The sequence below is a fragment of the Sphingomonas sp. Leaf198 genome (assembly GCF_001424005.1).
Classification (GTDB): Bacteria; Pseudomonadota; Alphaproteobacteria; order Sphingomonadales; family Sphingomonadaceae; genus Sphingomonas.
This window is the reverse complement of record NZ_LMPX01000005.1, coordinates 1-15181: the sequence shown is the minus strand read 5'-3', so window position 1 is coordinate 15181 and position 15181 is coordinate 1. Positions and strand designations below refer to the sequence as shown.

Sequence of the window (15181 nt, the reverse complement as noted above, 5' to 3'; positions counted from 1 at the left end):
GAGAGGGTGGCGATGAAACCGGCCCGTTACCTCTTATTGCCCTGGTGGATCGCGCAATTGCCGACCGGCGCCAAGGCCTTCAGCGACAATCCGATCATCGGGTCTCCGCTGCTCAACCGCTGGGGCCTGCACGTCGCGCGCGTGCGTCTGGCGGGGATGATGGCCGCGGTCCGCCGCAAGCGGCTCGCACATCTCGTCTCGGCCGAGGATCGCGCCGCGTTCGACCGCGACGGCTTCGTTCTCACGCGGGACTTTCTGCCGGCCGATGTGTTCGCCGACCTCAAGCGGCAGGTGCTGGCGCATGTCGCCCCGGCGCGCGAGATGCTGCAGGGCGATACGATCACCCGCCGGATCGCGCTCGATCCCGCCGCGCTGGCGGCGATGCCGGCAGTCGCGGCGTTGGTCGGCAGTGCCCGGTGGCGTGGGCTGATGCGCTATGTCGGCAGCTTCGACAGCGAACCGGTCGGCTATATCCAAACCATCCTCAGCCATGTGAGCGATGCCGCGCCCGACCCGCAGACCGCGCTACACGCCGACACCTTCCACGCGACGGTCAAGGCGTGGCTGTTCCTGACCGATGTCGCCGTGGACGAAGGCCCGTTGGTCTATGTTCCCGGGTCGCACCGGATGACGCCGCAGCGACTGGCCTGGGAACGCGATCGCAGCGTTCGCGCGCGGTCGGGTCTCGATCGGTTGTCGGCGCGCGGATCGTTACGGATCGCGCCGGAAGAACTGCCGGCGCTCGATCTGCCCGAACCGCAGGCATTCGCCGTACCCGCCAATACCCTGGTCGTCGCAGATACGTCGGGGTTTCACGCGCGGGGCGCGTCGGTCCGACCATCGGTGCGGATCGAGATCTGGACCTATGGCCGGCGCAATCCCTTCCTGCCCTGGACCGGGCTCGATCCGTTCAGCCTGCCCGGGATCGCCGAGCGTCGTGCGCCGCTGGCCTGGTCGATCCGCGACCGGTTGCGCGGGCTGCTGGGTCAGCCCTGGAGCGACGCCGGGCTGAAGACCGCGGCTGCGCCTGCGCATCCGGACGGGACGGTGCCGTGAGGGACGCGAAGACCGACCCTCTGCTCCGCGCGCCGCCCTTTCCCGGCGCGGCCGTGACGTATTCGGGCCCGATACCTGCGACCGCGGGTGCGATCGCGCCGGCGGTCGAGCACGCCGACATCGCGCGGATCTTCGCGGCTATCCGGGAGGTCAGGGTCGGTGGCCCCTTCTGGGCGAGACCCGCCGCTGCGTCGGATGCCCGCACGATCGTCCGCGCACGGTCAGCGTCCGAGGTCGCAGACCTTCGTGCGGGCATGACCGATGCCGAGCAGGACGCGGTCGTCTGGCTGCTGCCGGCCGATCGCGCACGCGACCCGGCATTGCGCGCGCCGCATCCGCGTGGGGTGATGATCTTCGGGGAGGTCGATCCCTGGTCGCTGCTCGACGACGACGTGCAACTGGTCGCGCATGGCGACGACGAATGGGTGGCGTTGGCCGACATCGCCGGATGTCGCGTGCGGATACTGTCCGACGGGGCCTATGGGGCGCCGGATACGGCCCTGGAGGCGCGCCGCCAGCGGATCGCCACCGCGCTGTTCGACACGCGCTACCGCGATCCGGCGACGGGTCTGGACACCGGGATCGATGCGACGATCGCGCATCTCGGCTTCTGGCGGCGGATAGGCGACGGCAATCGCGGGATTGTTGCGGCCTGCGGGATCGCCTGGTGGAAGCGCCGCGAGATCGCGCGCTTCCTCTGGTCGCCCGATCGCCGGTTGCGCTTCTTTTCGTCCGAACGCCGCGCCATCGCGCATGCCAGGCGGCACGGTGGTGCGGTCGCGGTGTGGCCGTCGCGGATCTCGCCGGCGATGGTCCGCGATGCCGCGGCCGCGGGCGTCCCGCTGGTGCGGGTCGAGGATGGTTTCGTCCGGTCGGTCGGGCTGGGCAGCGACATGGTGCCGCCCTCCTCGATCACCGTCGACTGGCGCGGGATCCATTATGATCCGAGCCGCGCGAGCGATCTCGAGATGTTGCTCGCGGAGACGCACTTCCCCCCGGCATTGCTGGCGCGCGCGGCGCATCTCCGCGCGGCCATCCTGGCGGGCGGGATCAGCAAATATGGCGGCAACGCCCCGCACGTGTTTCCGGCCCGCCAACCCGGGCGTCGTCTCGTGCTGGTACCCGGGCAGGTCGAGGACGATATGTCGGTCAAGCTGGGTGGCGGAGGCCTCGCCAGCAACCTCGAACTGCTGCGCCGTGCGCGTGCGCTCGAGCCCGAGGCCGAACTCTGGTTCCGGCCGCACCCCGATGTCGACGCCGGGCATCGCAAGGGCGCGGTGCCCGATGCGGACGCGTTGGGCGTTGCGGACCGGATTGTCCGCGGAGGCGGCATGGCCGCATTGCTGGAACGCGTCGATGCGGTCCATGTCCTGACCTCGCTGACCGGTTTCGAGGCGCTGTTGCGCGGGTGCGACGTCACCTGCCACGGCATGCCGTTCTATGCCGGCTGGGGACTGACGCGGGATCTGATGCCGATCTCCGATCGCAGGGGACGCGTGCTCACGCTCGACGAACTCGTCGCCGGCGTGCTGATCCTCTATCCGCGGTATCTGGATCCGGTCAGCGGCCTGCCCTGCGAACCCGAGACGCTGTTCGCGCGGATGGTTGCGGGCGATGCCGTCAACCGGCTTGGCTGGGTCACGCGCCTGCGGCAGATCCAAGGTCGCCTGATGAAGGGGCGTCGCTGAAGCGGGACTGAGGCGGGCCCGAGACGGGGGGCGCGTCGAACCGATCGCCACTGCACCATGTCTCGGTCAGGCCCGCAATCGGACCCTTGATCAGGAGTGTACGGGGGTCTCCGGCGCAGTCGCTGCCGCCTTGGCGGAGATATGCGAGCCGAACAGGCGATCCCAGAAGATCGTCGTGATCGCGTAATTGCCGTCGCGACGACCGAAATGATGGCGAAGGTGATGGCGGCGCAACGCGCGCATCAGCGGACCGCGCGCCGGTAGCTGATGGCAGGCGTAATGGATGCTATCATAGGCGACGTAGCCGATCGCGAACCCCAGGAAGATCACCGTGCCCGCAGGGCCGAACGCCGACGCCAGGCCGATCCAGATCGCACCCGACCAGGTCACGCTGACGATCGGGGGCATCAGGCTGCGATAGGGATCGTTCGGATCGGAATGATGATTGCCGTGTATCACATAGCCGAGCCAGCGGCCCAGGTCCGACTGCAATTCCAGATGGAACAGAAAGCGGTGCATGCAATATTCGAACAGCGACCAGATCAGCAGACCCGTCATCACCAGTCCGACCCAGGTCAGCGGCGCCACGGTTCCCCAGCCCGCCCATGTGACCAGCACGAGGATCATGGACCAGGTCGCGACGAACGCGCGGGGCGATATCACGGTCAGGCGTTCGAGCAGATCGCTGCGAAACAGCCGAAGGCGTTGCGGATACTCGGCGCCTCCGCCGTGGTTCGGCCTTGGCTCTTGTCTACGCATACTCATACCGCCGCTATGGACAGAGGCGGGGTACCCCTGTCAAGTGACACTAGGAGCAATAGATTATCCTGAGCTTACCGAGAAACGGCATTTGTCGACAGACCGCGTCGGGTTTGGGCCAAATTATGGTGTAGACGACACACCCGACAGCTCCTTCAGATAAGCGCCATTCAGGATAGACGTGCGACAGCGAATTCTCATCACCGGTGCCTCGCGCGGGTTGGGCGCCGCGATCGCGCGACATTATGCCGGTCCGGATGTCCTGCTCGTGTTGTGGGGACGCGACCACGAACGGCTCGAGCAGGTCGCGGATCAGTGCCGTGACGCCGGTGCGATGGTAACTCTCCGATTGCTCGATCTCGTCGATCCCGCAGCGGCGCTCGCCGCGATCGACGCGGAGGAGTCTGCGGGGGGCATCGACATAGCCGTGCTCGCGGCCGGGCTCGGCGATATCCAGGGTCGCCACGAACGGGGCGAAGACCCGGCCCGGATGGTCAGGCTGGGCCTGGTCAACTTCGTCACGCCGAGCGCGATGGCCGCGGCGCTGGCCGACAGGATGGCAGCGCGTGGCCACGGCCATATCATCCTGATCGGATCGGCCGCGGCGTTTCATGCGCTCCCGTTCGCCGCGGCCTATGCCGGATCGAAGGCAGGCCTCGCCCGCTTCGCGCAGGCACTGCGGATCGGCGCGGCCTCTCATGGCGTCAACGTGATGCTCGTCTCGCCCGGCCCGATCGACCGGCCCGAAGGGCGTCAGGTCGCAGCACCGCAGCGCCTCCTGATGCAACCCGCCGACGTCGCCGCGCGGATCGTGGCGGCGAGCGCACGCGGCGACGCGCATCTCGTCCTGCCCTGGCCGTTCGCCGCGTTGCGGCTGATCGATCGCCTGCTGCCCGCGGGCCTGCGCGATCGGTTGTTGCGGAGCCTCAGGCCGAAGTGACGGAGGCGCCGCGGACGGCGCGCAGGATGGCATGATGCAGCTGGTCGGGGGTGAGATCGATGCGGCCATCGGCGCCGGTGACTGGTGCCGGAATCGGCTTTCCGTCGACGAACCGCAGCATCACATAGGGGGTGTGGCGGACCGGCCCCGGTTCGGCGACGCCGGGAATGCTCGGGCGGTGATCGCCGAAGAAGACCAGCAGCGCGGAGCGGCTGGTGTCGGCGAGGTCGTCGATCAGTTCGGTCAGCATCGTGTCGCTGTTGCGGACATGGTGAAGATAGGCGTCGAGCCCGCCGGGCGACCCGGTCACCCGGTCCTTCATCCACGGACCGTGATTTTCCATCGTTACCGCATAGAGGAACGTCGGTTCCGCAGCGTCGTCGATCAGTTTGCGGAGCGACGCCCCGAGCGTCCGGTCGGCGACGTAGCGGCCGGTGCCGGGTTCTGCCGGCGGGAAATGCTCCTCCCCGATCAGGCGGTCGAAACCGATCGCCGGCATCATCTGGTCGCGCCCGTAGAAGCGCAGGTCGTGCGGGTGCACGAACAGACAGCCATAACCAGATGCGCCAAGCCGGGCAGACAGCGCGTAGGAGCCTTCGCGCTGCGCGGTCAGAAAGGGATCGTAGCGACGGAAGCCCAGCGCCGCCTCGCTACGCCCGAACAACACGCCGAATTCGGTCCGCATCGTATAGGCGCCGAACCCGCTGACGCCGAGGTTGCCCCATTGCGACGCCGTCGCGCGCGCCCGCGCCAGTCCGGGCAAAGCGTGTCGGGGATCGTTCGTCAGGTCGACCGGATCGGCAAAGGATTCGCACTGGATGACGATCACGAGATCCGGCTGGGCACATTCGGCTGCTGGATCGGTTGCGGGTAGCGATCCATCGGAAAATTCGGTCGGGCATAAGGGGGGATCGGGGGTTTCGCGCCAGCGCTGCCAATACAGCAGCAGCGTCGCGATCAGGCCGTGGCGTGCGAGATCGGCGTCGATGTCGGGTATCCGCGCGAGGCCGGCAAAGGCCTTGCCGCGGAGCAGCGCCGCCAGGGTCCCTCCCGCCAGCAGCAGCACCCCCGACCCCACGAGATGCGGCGTCAGATGCGGCACGAACAGCCAGACCAGCGCGAGGAGCAGGCCGAGCGCACCGATCGCCAGCCCCGACTTCTGCGGCGTCGACAGCGCGGTGAAATAGAAACCGGGATGTCGGACCAGCGCGGAGAGCAGCGCCAGGTCGGAGAACAGCAACGGCTCGCCCAGCATCGCGTGCTTGGCGTTCGATGCGGTCACGAACACCGCCATGAGCGCGACGATCAGGCTGGCGGCAACCGGCGCGCTTCCCGAAAGCGCCAGGATCAGGCCGAACAGCGCGGTCATCGTCAGACAGTGCAGGATCAATCCCGGCGCACTGCGCAGCGTGCTGCCCCGATCGCGGTGCCGCGGTCGCACCGCCGCATCGAGCGCCAGCGAGACGCTCAGCATCAGCAGGAAGGATATAAAACCGATCGTCACAGTCTGCCGCGGTGTCGGACTCGAAGGAGGGTCATGATATCGACGCGCGAAGGCAAGCGACGACGGACTGGTAGCGGCGGGCGTATAGCGGGAGGCCGTGAGGCTGTCACCGCCGGTCATCTTGCCTCCGTGCGTCAACCTATCTAGCTGCCGGGTCAACGGCCCGGATGCCGACGGACACGCGCCATGATGCACCGCATTATGTGTCTATCGCCTGCATCGGATATGTATGAAAGGCTGCCGCATGCTTTCTTCCTTTGCCGATGTGCCCGACATTACACCCAAAATAGCGGCACCGAGTTCGATACAACCCCCGGCGCGACGCAACGTCCTGCTTCTACAAGGGCTGATGGGGCCGCTCTTCGGCCGGGTCGGCAAGGCGCTGCGCCAGCAGGGCTACGGGGTCTATAAAGTCAATTTCAACGGTGGCGACCGGCTGTTCTGGCGGCTGCCCAACGGCATCGACTATCGCGGTTCGCTCGCCGACTGGCCCGACGCGCTGGCGCGGCTGATCGAGGAGCACCAGATCACCGATGTCATGCTGTTCGGTGATTGCCGGGCGATGCACCTCGGCGCGACCCAGGTGTGCCGCACCCTCCACATCCCCGTCCATGTGTTCGAGGAAGGTTATATCCGGCCGGACTGGGTGACGCTCGAACTGGGCGGCGTGAACGGCCATTCGAGCTTGCCACGCGATCCGGCCTGGTACCGCGCCCAGGCCGCAACGCTTCCGCCGATCCCCGAGCATCGCCAGGTCGCATCGTCGTTTCGGCGACGCGCGCTCGAGGCGGTCGCGTACAACGTCGCCGACGTTTTCAGCCGCTGGTATTACCCGCATTGGGCCAATCACCGGCCGTGGCATCCGCTGGTCGAGGCGATGGGCTGGGTACGCCGGTTGCGCGGCCGCAAGCAGGCTGCGGTGCGGGCGGCCGCGCTGGTCGCGGAAATCGAGACCCGCGGCGATCCCTATGTGCTGTTTCCGTTGCAGCTCGATTCCGATGCCCAGATCCGGCTGCATTCGAGCTTTGCCGGCATCGCCGACGCATTGCGGATGGTGATGCATTCCTTTGCCGAGAATGCCCCTGCCCCGCTGCGACTGGTCATCAAGGAGCACCCGCTCGATAACGGCGTCCGCGACTGGCGTGAGGAAACCGCGTCGCTCGCGGCCCTCCACGGTATTACCGACCGTGTCGACTATCTCGAAAGCGGCGACATGGTGCCGATCGCGTGCAAGGCGAAAGGCATGGTGACGATCAACAGCACCAGCGGGACGCTGGCGCTGATGCAGGGCGTCCCGGTGATCGCGCTCGGCCATGCGGTCTACGACATGGACGGGATCACCTTCCAGGGATCGCTCGACGAGTTCTGGCGCGATCCCGGCAAGCCCGACGCGGAGACGTTTGCCGCGTTCCGCCGCGTGCTCATCGACCAGTGCCTCATCCCCGGCGGTTTCTTCTCAGAAGAAGCGCTCGCACGCGTAACGGAAGGCGTGATCGCCCGGCTGGAAGCGGCCAGTCCGCGGCACGGAATTGCGGACATGACGGGCTTGGCCGCGGTGTCGACCACGGGGCAGACTACCACAATCTCGTAACCCGACTATCCGACATGTCGACATGTCGGATAGTGCGGCCGGTACCCGATCGGCGTGACGCGACCAGATACCAGACCCCTGAAGACCGTGCAGCGAATTGACCGATTATACGATTGGCAGGCACGGACTCGCCGTTATAGCTCGGCGCAATCTGGAGGATTCATGACCGTACGTAAGATCGTCTCGGGGACCCGCCTCTGGCCGATGTCGCGCCCCGAAATGCCCAAGCAGATGCTGGCGCTGACCGCGGACGAGACGATGCTGCAACTGACCGCCGGGCGGGCGCTGGGCGAGCGCTATGCCGCGCCGATCGTGGTCGCCAATGCGCGGCATGCCGAGCTGGTCGAGCAGCAGCTCGCCGAGGCCGGCGCCGCACCACAGGCGCTGATCCTCGAACCCGCCGGCCGCAACACAGCCCCTGCGATCGCGCTGGCCGCGCTGGCGGCGAAGGCCGCCTCGGCGGGCGGTGGTGGCGACGCGCTGCTGGTGATGCCGTCCGACCATGTGATCGGCGACGTCGCCGCGTTCCATGCCGCGATCGAGGCGGCGATGCCGCTCGTGGCACAAGGCTGGCTCGTCACCTTCGGGATCGCGCCCGATGCCCCCGAGACCGGCTATGGCTGGATCCAGATCGGCGACGAGCTCCAGCCCGGCATCAACCGCGTCGCGCGGTTCGTCGAGAAGCCCCCGCTCGACAAGGCGCAGTCGATGCTGGCGAGCGGCGATCATGCCTGGAACGGCGGGGTCTTCCTGTTTGAGCTCCAGCCCGGCATCAACCGCGTCGCGCGGTTCGTCGAGAAGCCCCCGCTCGACAAGGCGCAGTCGATGCTGGCGAGCGGCGATCATGCCTGGAACGGCGGGATCTTCCTGTTTCTCGCCGACGCCTATCTCGAGGCGCTCGCGCAGTTCCATCCCGGCATCCTGGTCGCGACCCGCGAGGCGATGGACAAGGCGCGGATCGAGGGCACGCGGATCTATCCCGATGCGGCCGCCTTCGCCGCGTCGCCCGACGATTCGATCGATTACGCGGTCATGGAAAAGGCCGACCGCGTCGCGGTGGTGCCGGTCGCGATGGGCTGGAACGACGTCGGCAGCTGGGACGCGCTGCACGCGATCAGCGATCGCGACGACAGCGGCAACGCGCATCGCAGCGACAAGGACGGGCATGTACTGGCGATCGACACGCAAAACTGCTTCGTCCGCAGCGACGGCATCCGTGTCTCGCTGGTCGGCGTCGAGGATTTGATCGTGGTCGCTAGCGGCAACGACGTGCTGATCATGCCGCGCGGCCGCAGCCAGGAGGTCAAGAAACTGATCGAAGCGATGAAGGCCAAGGCGTAACCGAAGGCGGGTGCGGGCACGGAAGACGGCCCGCACCTGCGTCCCACCAAGATCCCGCATCGTCGTCGACGCATATACGTGTCGACATGTATGATGGGAATTTCGCCAAGACGCGCCGGCTCCGTCGGAGATCGGCGCTGCCAACCGACCGCGTCCTGCCTCCCGGATCGCTGCCTACGTGCCAGCCGTGATCGCGTCTCGGCGACGAGGTCCCGCGGGCCATGACGGCGAGGATCGTTATCCGCCGTTTGTCGACACGCAGACATGTCGATCGATCGACGATGTTTGGTGGGGGCGTAGCCGTGCGACCGGTTGCAGGCCTGCGCCATCCACCCGTTGAATTCATACTCGAAAGCACGAGCTTTTCACCGAAAACCGCGATTTTCCTCTCCGTCCCCCTTGGCAGGCTCCCATAAGTTCGTGCTTTCGAGTAGAAATAGCCGATGACCCGACCCAGCCCTGCCAAGCGCCCCCCTGCCCCGCGCGCGAAACCCCGCAAGTCGAGCGCCGGCCAGACGGAAATTCCGCAGGGCGATCTGTTCCTGCTCGACAGCCCGTTATACGGCGAGATCCGCGGCGAGCGATCGCTGATGGCGTTCCCGTTCTTCGCGCTTAGCAAGAATGCGTGGATGAAGCCGCTCAGCTACAAGACCGACACCGTCACGATCGAAGTCCGGCCCAGTGCGAGTGGCGTCGCGACGATCTACGACAAGGAGATCGTGCTCTATATCGCCAGCCTGATGGCCGCCAAGCTCGAGGCCGGCGAGGACGTCGCACAGGATTTCGTCTTTACCGCGCACGATCTGTTCAGCGTCACCGGCAGCAACCACAGCGCGCGCTCCTATGGACGGCTGTCCGAAGCGCTCGAGCGGCTGCAGGGCACCCAGATCAAGACCAATATCGAGGCGGGGGGCGAAGGCGAGGAAGGGTTCTTCTCATGGCTATCCGAAGCCAAGCTTCATTATAACAAGACCCGCGCCGGCGAACGCCGCCTGAAGGCAGTCAAGGTGCGGCTGTGCGACTGGCTGTTCCGGGCGATCCTGCTCGACCGGCACGTGCTCGACTATGCGGCGGCGTATTTTCAACTCGGTCCGATCGAGCGGCGGATCTACGAAGTCGCGCGATCGACCGGCGATGGCGACGGGTTCGAGATCGACCTTGCGACCTTCCGGTTGCAGATCGGTTACCAGAACCCGCTGGCGAACTTTCGCGCCGCGTTGCGACAGATCGTCGTCGCCGACACGATCCCCGACTACCGGCTCGACCTGGTCGAGACGATCGGCGATCCCGACGGCACCGAGGTCGTCAAGCGGGGCCGCAAGACCAACCCCGTCAGGGTCGTGATCACCAGGCGGCTGACTGCGCTCGACGAACACCCCAAACCTCGCCTGTCGCGGCAGCTCCTGTCGACCGCGGAACCGGTGTCGAAAGCGCCCCGTGAAGCAAGTCGTGAAACTGGCCGCGAACCAAGCCGCGAATCACCGCGCGAATCAGGCATCACCGAGTCGGAAGACCTGTTTTAATTGATACTCGAAAGCACGAACTTTCCCGCGAATTGATACTCGAAAGCACGAATACGCGGACGAATTGATACTCGAAAGCACGAACTTTCGACGGGATAATCGATCGATTTTCGTAATTGATACTCGAAAGCACGAACCGTGGACGCTTTCGTTATTACAGATTAACTGCAAAAATCGGGACATGTCGGCGATGACGTCGGTGGAACGCAAATTGGAGCGGCTGTGACCCCATAAAGGAAAGCCCGGCACGAAGGCCGGGCATCCCAAGGTAGTGATGGAGCGACGTCGCCAAACGTCGATTCCGGGGTCGAAACTGACCGACCCTCTCCACATAGCCTGACACGGACTTCGGTTCAAGGATGCGCGTTTCGCGCCACGCTCTCTCTTTGTCTCGGTCCCAGCCCCTTAAGGGGATGGAAGATGGCTGTTTTTACCTTGGGCCAAGCGACCGCGCAGGCGCTGGGTGCGGTTGCAGGACGTCAGTCGCCGCGCCGGCCGTCACCTGGCCTGTCTCCAGGCTTGGGCGCGCGGTCGGGTGGTCCACATCGCACCGGTGCGCCGGTGCTGCGCGACAGTATCGAGGCGGGGACGTTCGAGACGCTGTTCTTCACCGTTCCGGCCAAGGGCGAGACCGACAAATTGTTGCGGATCGCCAGGCGAACACTCGATGCGGGGCGTCAGTTGCGCCGCGAGGCGCGCGCCGGCGACCGTATTCTGAGCGCGGCCGAGCGCCGGATCATCCTGCTCACCGCGGCCGCGGTCCGCGTCTACGAAGAGATCCTAACCCTGGCGCGGCTCAACAAGGGGCGCGTCTTTCCGAGCTACGACCATCTGTCCAAGGCGACGAGCCTGGGGCGTGCGACGATCGCGCGCGCGCTGCATATCCTCGAGGACATCGGCTTTCTCGTTCGGCAGCGGCGGTTCAAGCGTGTCGAGGCCGAGGGCCCCGGGCCGCGCTATCGGCAGACCTCCAACGTGTACCGTCCCACCCTGCCCCAGCGCGTCCTCGCCTATCTGCCGCGCTGGATGCAGCCGGCACCAACGCCAGATGATGTCGTCCAGCAGCAGGCGGATCGGATCGATGATACCGCGGCCATGCTGTCCGGATTGTCGTGCCGTGATCTGGCGGCGGTGACGGTCGGGGGGCAATTGGGCAAGATGCTGGCCAAGCTCGGAGCCGGTGTCGACCGGATCGAACGCGAGTCTCAAATCGAGTCTCAACCCCTACAAAGTTAATTGATAGAAAGAGGATTGATGCCGGATCGGGTCACAGGAAGCGGTAAAAACTAAGTCCAGGAGTGCCGGCGTTGCCGTCACATGCTCCCTAGCTGGAGCAAGCGGTGAGCGCCGTCTTTCAGAGTCATGGTGGTGATAGGATCAGCTGTCGATTCGACATGTCGCAGGTCGATGATCATCTCCACTTGCGCCGCTGCCGGCTGCTTGGCAGCATCACGTTCCCAGTTCTGGTCCGATAGCTAGACTCAGCTCGGACCATAGTGAGGTCCGGCGACGATGATGACGGCGATCCTGTTTGCGACATCCACGCTGGGTATGGCGGGACAAATCCCGGCCCGATCCGCACCCCAAACAACGACTGTAGCGGCATCGAACGCGATCGTCGGCGACTGGCAGGGCGCTATCGTACCCGCGCCAGGCCGGTCGATCCCCCTCATACTGCATATCAGCGGCACGCCCGGCAGTTTGACGGCAACGCTCGACAGTCCTGCCCAAGGCGCGGTCGGCCTGCCTGTCGCATCGGTCAAGCAGGAGGGCAGAACGCTCCACCTCATGCTGACCACCCCATCGGCCAGCTATACGGCCATCCTTTCGGATGACGGCAGAACGCTGGAGGGGACATGGTCGCAGGGTAGCGGTTCGATTTCGCTCACGATGACCCGTGCGACGACCCGGGCGGCTCGTGCCGCAACGTTGGGCACTACGCGACCCCGAACGCCCCGGCCACCGTTCCCGTACCGCGTCGAGGAGGTCGCATATGACAACGCGATCGGCGGATCGCACCTCGCCGGGACACTCACCCTGCCTGCAAACAAGGGCCCCTTCCCGGCGGTTTTGCTGATCACGGGGTCCGGGCTTCAGGATCGCGACGAGACGCTGTTCGGGCACAAGCCGTTCCTTGTCTGGGCCGGTGCCTTGACCCGTCGCGGGGTTGCCGTGCTCCGCGTCGACGATCGTCAGACCGGTGGGTCGACCGGCGATGTCCGGACTGCCACGACAGCCGACTTTGCCGGCGACGTCGAGGCCGGCCTTGCCTTTCTGCGTTCGCGCCGGGATGTCGACGCGAGCCGCATCGGTCTGATCGGCCATAGCGAAGGCGGGATCATCGCACCGATCGTCGCCGACCGGGACCCTGCCCTGGCATTCATCGTGTTGCTGTCGAGCCCGGGCGAACCGCTCGAACAGGTCCTTCTTTCCCAGAAGCGTTGGCTGGAAACGGCTGCCGGTGTGCCGAAGGCGACCGTCGACCAGTCCGCGACGACCATGCAGAGCCTTTACGATGCGGTAAAAGGCGCCCCCGATCAGCAGCGCGGATAGCCGTCTCGCCGCGGCGTGGCATATGATCGCCCAACACGGCGGAAAGCGCGACGATGCTGCCGTTCCGATCGGGCTCCGTACCATCGCACAACCGTGGATGCGCTGGTTCCTTTCCTACGATCCGCGGCCAGCGCTCGAAAAGGTCCTATGCCCCGTTCTCGCACTGGGCGGTTCGAAGGACGTGCAGGTGCCGGCGTCGCGCAATCTCGCCGATATCAGGGCCGCGCTTCACGATAATCCGGATGTCACGACGATCGAGATACCGGGCTTGAACCATTTGCTGCAGACCGCGCCGACGGGAAACGTTTCCGAATATGCCGCGATCGAGGAGACGGTGTCCCCTATCGCCCTTAAGACGGTGGGCGACTGGATCGTCGACCAGACGAAGCGCGCCCGAGGTCGACCGAAACTGGGGTAGCACATCGCTCGCAGGGGCATCCAGCGCTGCCAGCGCCTGCCGATATGCGTCTCAGTTCCATCCGCCGACCTGATTATGGACTTGCCAAAACAAATGATTTGTCGTCATGTAGACATGTAGGGGTTTTGACATGACGACAATCGCGATCATCAGCCAGAAGGGTGGCGCCGGCAAGACGACGCTGGCGCTCCACCTCGCCGCGGCCGCGCATGATGCAGGCCGCATCGCGCTGGTCATCGATACCGATCCGCAGGCCACTGCGAGCCAATGGGCGGCTTGGCGAAGCGAAGCGCCACCCGAGGTGATCGACAGCCCACCACCGCGGCTCGCCGCCAAGGTCGCGCAGGCGACCGAGCAGGGGGCCGAGTTCATCGTCATCGACACGCCACCGCATGCCGACAGCGCCGCGCGGGCCGCGGTCGAGATCGCGGACCTGGTGCTGATCCCGTGCCGACCCAGCGCGTTCGACCTGTCGGCGATCCAGACCACCGCCAAGCTGGTCCAGCTGCTCCGCAAACCCGCCTTCGTCGTGTTCACCGCGGGCTCGCCGAACGCACCGCGGGTTTACCAGGAGGCCGGTGAGCTTGTCGAAAGCTTCGGGACGCCGGCCTGCCCGATCCAGATCCCCGATCGCGCCGCCTTCCGTCATGCGAGCGCCGAAGGCCGCACCGTCATGGAGTTCGAGCCCAACGGCAAGGCGGCCGAGGACATTCGACATATCTACGAGTGGACATGTCGACAGACAGGCGTGTCGACATCGTCTGCAAAACCAGCCCGCAAGAGAAAGACCGCAGCATGAGCCGCAAACCCTCGTTCGCCAATCTGCGCGATCGCACGCCATCCGAACCGGTCGCGCCGGCACCGTTGGCGGCAGGGCAGGGGGCATCGACCGGACCCGCCAGCCGGCAGGGGCGCAAGCAGATCGCGGGGTTCTTCTCGCCCGAAATGTCGTTCGCGATGCATACGCTCGCGCGTCGACAGGGCAGGAGTCTCCAGGCGCTGATGGCCGAGGCGTTCAACGACGTCCTGCGCAAGCACGGCGAAAGTCCGATCGGCGACTAGACTACGCCCCGGTAGACGACGATCCAATCGAGGCGCGCCCGACAGGCATCGGCGATCGTACGCGCGTCTGTTCCGAAAAGTCATCGCAGACGTAAGACGAAGGTCTCTTGCGGACGAAGACGTTTTGCCGGCCGCGGCGATCACCAGCGCGTTCGGACGAGGCAAACCGTTCATCGTCCCGTCAGGAACCGTTGCTGCAGTGCAACACCGCAGGAAAGTTCCTCGACCACTGTATTTTTATTGCAACAAAGCGGCTAGCCGCCTGTTTCGAGGCCCTGGATCAAGCCGACGCACCGTGCGGTCGGGGGCCACGTAATCAACGATAGAAGGTCTATTTCCATGCGTACGCTTTCCCTGGCCCTCGTCCTTGCGGCCACCGCATTCGCAGCCCCTGCTTTCGCACAGGACATGGCAGCACCCGCGCCTGCGCCGACCGACAACAGCGCAGCTCCCGGCGAAGCAGCCGCTCCCGACGGCTCCAAGGCGTTCGGCATCGAGCCGTATGTCGGCATCATGGGCGGTTGGGAGCAGTTCGACAACGTCGGCAACCACGGCATCCCGCGCGCGCTGAACTCGGACGGCTCGGTCCGTAACAACTACCGCGCGGACGGCGCGCTGGTGCAGGGCGTCGTCGGCGTCAACGTGCCGCTCGGCCCGGTCTTCGTCGGCGTCGAAGGCAACGTCATCAAGGGCGTCGATGGCAACATCGATTGGGAATACGGCGCAGCAGGCCGCTTCGGCTTCCG

13 protein-coding genes and 1 pseudogene are annotated in these 15181 nt (G+C 65.9%); 12 read left to right on the top strand and 2 right to left on the bottom strand.

The features are described 5' to 3' along the window. The first annotated feature begins 12 nt into the window (after positions 1–12). Together ASG20_RS17980 and ASG20_RS17975 are read left to right on the top strand one after the other, a co-directional pair. Positions 13–1056 (top strand): phytanoyl-CoA dioxygenase family protein, encoded by a 1044-nt coding sequence (locus ASG20_RS17980; RefSeq protein ID WP_056056113.1) that lies wholly within the window; start codon positions 13–15, stop codon positions 1054–1056. Further along, the gene (locus tag ASG20_RS17975; protein ID WP_056056111.1) at positions 1053–2744 is read left to right on the top strand and encodes a capsular polysaccharide export protein, LipB/KpsS family; all 1692 of its coding nucleotides are present in this window, start codon (positions 1053–1055) and stop codon (positions 2742–2744) included. The genes ASG20_RS17980 and ASG20_RS17975 overlap by 4 nt, the downstream gene beginning before the upstream one ends. A gap of 90 nt (positions 2745–2834) precedes the next feature. Here the strand turns inward: ASG20_RS17975 and ASG20_RS17970 are convergent, their stop codons facing one another. Then, positions 2835–3509 (bottom strand): sterol desaturase family protein, encoded by a 675-nt coding sequence (locus ASG20_RS17970; RefSeq protein WP_231420912.1) that lies wholly within the window; start codon positions 3507–3509, stop codon positions 2835–2837. Positions 3510–3684: 175 nt separating this feature from the next. On the opposite strand from ASG20_RS17970, the gene ASG20_RS17965 reads away from it, so the two are divergent. Beyond that, a complete protein-coding gene (locus ASG20_RS17965) occupies positions 3685–4443 on the top strand; it encodes an SDR family NAD(P)-dependent oxidoreductase (protein WP_082471070.1) in 759 nt (252 codons plus the stop codon). On the opposite strand, the gene ASG20_RS17960 is transcribed toward ASG20_RS17965, so the two are convergent. Then, positions 4430–5947 (bottom strand): LTA synthase family protein, encoded by a 1518-nt coding sequence (locus ASG20_RS17960; protein WP_330218692.1) that lies wholly within the window; start codon positions 5945–5947, stop codon positions 4430–4432. The genes ASG20_RS17965 and ASG20_RS17960 overlap by 14 nt on opposite strands. A 244-nt stretch (positions 5948–6191) precedes the next feature. Between ASG20_RS17960 and ASG20_RS17955 the strand changes: the two genes are divergently transcribed. From ASG20_RS17955 to ASG20_RS17915, 9 genes and pseudogenes are all read left to right on the top strand, one after another. Further along, positions 6192–7538, top strand: coding sequence for a capsule biosynthesis protein (locus ASG20_RS17955; protein ID WP_082471088.1), 1347 nt, complete (start codon positions 6192–6194; stop codon positions 7536–7538). Between the two features lie 162 nt (positions 7539–7700). Beyond that, complete coding sequence (locus ASG20_RS17950; RefSeq protein ID WP_082471069.1) at positions 7701–8879, top strand: mannose-1-phosphate guanylyltransferase; 1179 nt, start codon at positions 7701–7703, stop codon at positions 8877–8879. Between the two features lie 443 nt (positions 8880–9322). Beyond that, positions 9323–10402, top strand: coding sequence for a replication initiator protein A (locus ASG20_RS17945; protein ID WP_082471068.1), 1080 nt, complete (start codon positions 9323–9325; stop codon positions 10400–10402). Positions 10403–10822: 420 nt separating this feature from the next. After that, positions 10823–11638 (top strand): helix-turn-helix domain-containing protein, encoded by an 816-nt coding sequence (locus ASG20_RS17940; protein ID WP_082471067.1) that lies wholly within the window; start codon positions 10823–10825, stop codon positions 11636–11638. Positions 11639–11914: 276 nt separating this feature from the next. Beyond that, a complete protein-coding gene (locus ASG20_RS17935) occupies positions 11915–12955 on the top strand; it encodes an alpha/beta hydrolase family protein (protein ID WP_056056101.1) in 1041 nt (346 codons plus the stop codon). 22 nt (positions 12956–12977) lie between these two features. After that, positions 12978–13373 carry an alpha/beta hydrolase gene (locus tag ASG20_RS17930; protein WP_056056099.1) on the top strand — a complete coding sequence of 132 codons (396 nt, stop codon included), beginning with the start codon at positions 12978–12980 and terminating at the stop codon, positions 13371–13373. A gap of 130 nt (positions 13374–13503) precedes the next feature. Continuing rightward, positions 13504–14172: a ParA family partition ATPase gene (gene parA / locus ASG20_RS17925; RefSeq protein ID WP_056056097.1), complete on the top strand. Its 669-nt coding sequence runs from the start codon at positions 13504–13506 to the stop codon at positions 14170–14172. After that, positions 14169–14435 (top strand): ribbon-helix-helix domain-containing protein, encoded by a 267-nt coding sequence (locus ASG20_RS17920; protein WP_056056096.1) that lies wholly within the window; start codon positions 14169–14171, stop codon positions 14433–14435. The genes parA and ASG20_RS17920 overlap by 4 nt, the downstream gene beginning before the upstream one ends. 339 nt (positions 14436–14774) lie before the next feature. Beyond that, positions 14775–15181, top strand: a pseudogene (locus tag ASG20_RS17915) (opacity protein); the annotation flags it as partial.

Coding starts and splice junctions, on each gene's coding strand:
- ASG20_RS17980 (WP_056056113.1), top strand. CDS start 13: ATGAAACCGGCCCGTTACCTCTTATTGCCCTGGTGGATCGCGCAATTG.
- ASG20_RS17970 (WP_231420912.1), bottom strand. CDS start 3,509: ATGAGTATGCGTAGACAAGAGCCAAGGCCGAACCACGGCGGAGGCGCC.
- ASG20_RS17955 (WP_082471088.1), top strand. CDS start 6,192: ATGCTTTCTTCCTTTGCCGATGTGCCCGACATTACACCCAAAATAGCG.
- ASG20_RS17950 (WP_082471069.1), top strand. CDS start 7,701: ATGACCGTACGTAAGATCGTCTCGGGGACCCGCCTCTGGCCGATGTCG.
- ASG20_RS17945 (WP_082471068.1), top strand. CDS start 9,323: ATGACCCGACCCAGCCCTGCCAAGCGCCCCCCTGCCCCGCGCGCGAAA.
- ASG20_RS17940 (WP_082471067.1), top strand. CDS start 10,823: ATGGCTGTTTTTACCTTGGGCCAAGCGACCGCGCAGGCGCTGGGTGCG.
- ASG20_RS17935 (WP_056056101.1), top strand. CDS start 11,915: ATGATGACGGCGATCCTGTTTGCGACATCCACGCTGGGTATGGCGGGA.
- ASG20_RS17930 (WP_056056099.1), top strand. CDS start 12,978: ATGATCGCCCAACACGGCGGAAAGCGCGACGATGCTGCCGTTCCGATC.
- parA (WP_056056097.1), top strand. CDS start 13,504: ATGACGACAATCGCGATCATCAGCCAGAAGGGTGGCGCCGGCAAGACG.
- ASG20_RS17920 (WP_056056096.1), top strand. CDS start 14,169: ATGAGCCGCAAACCCTCGTTCGCCAATCTGCGCGATCGCACGCCATCC.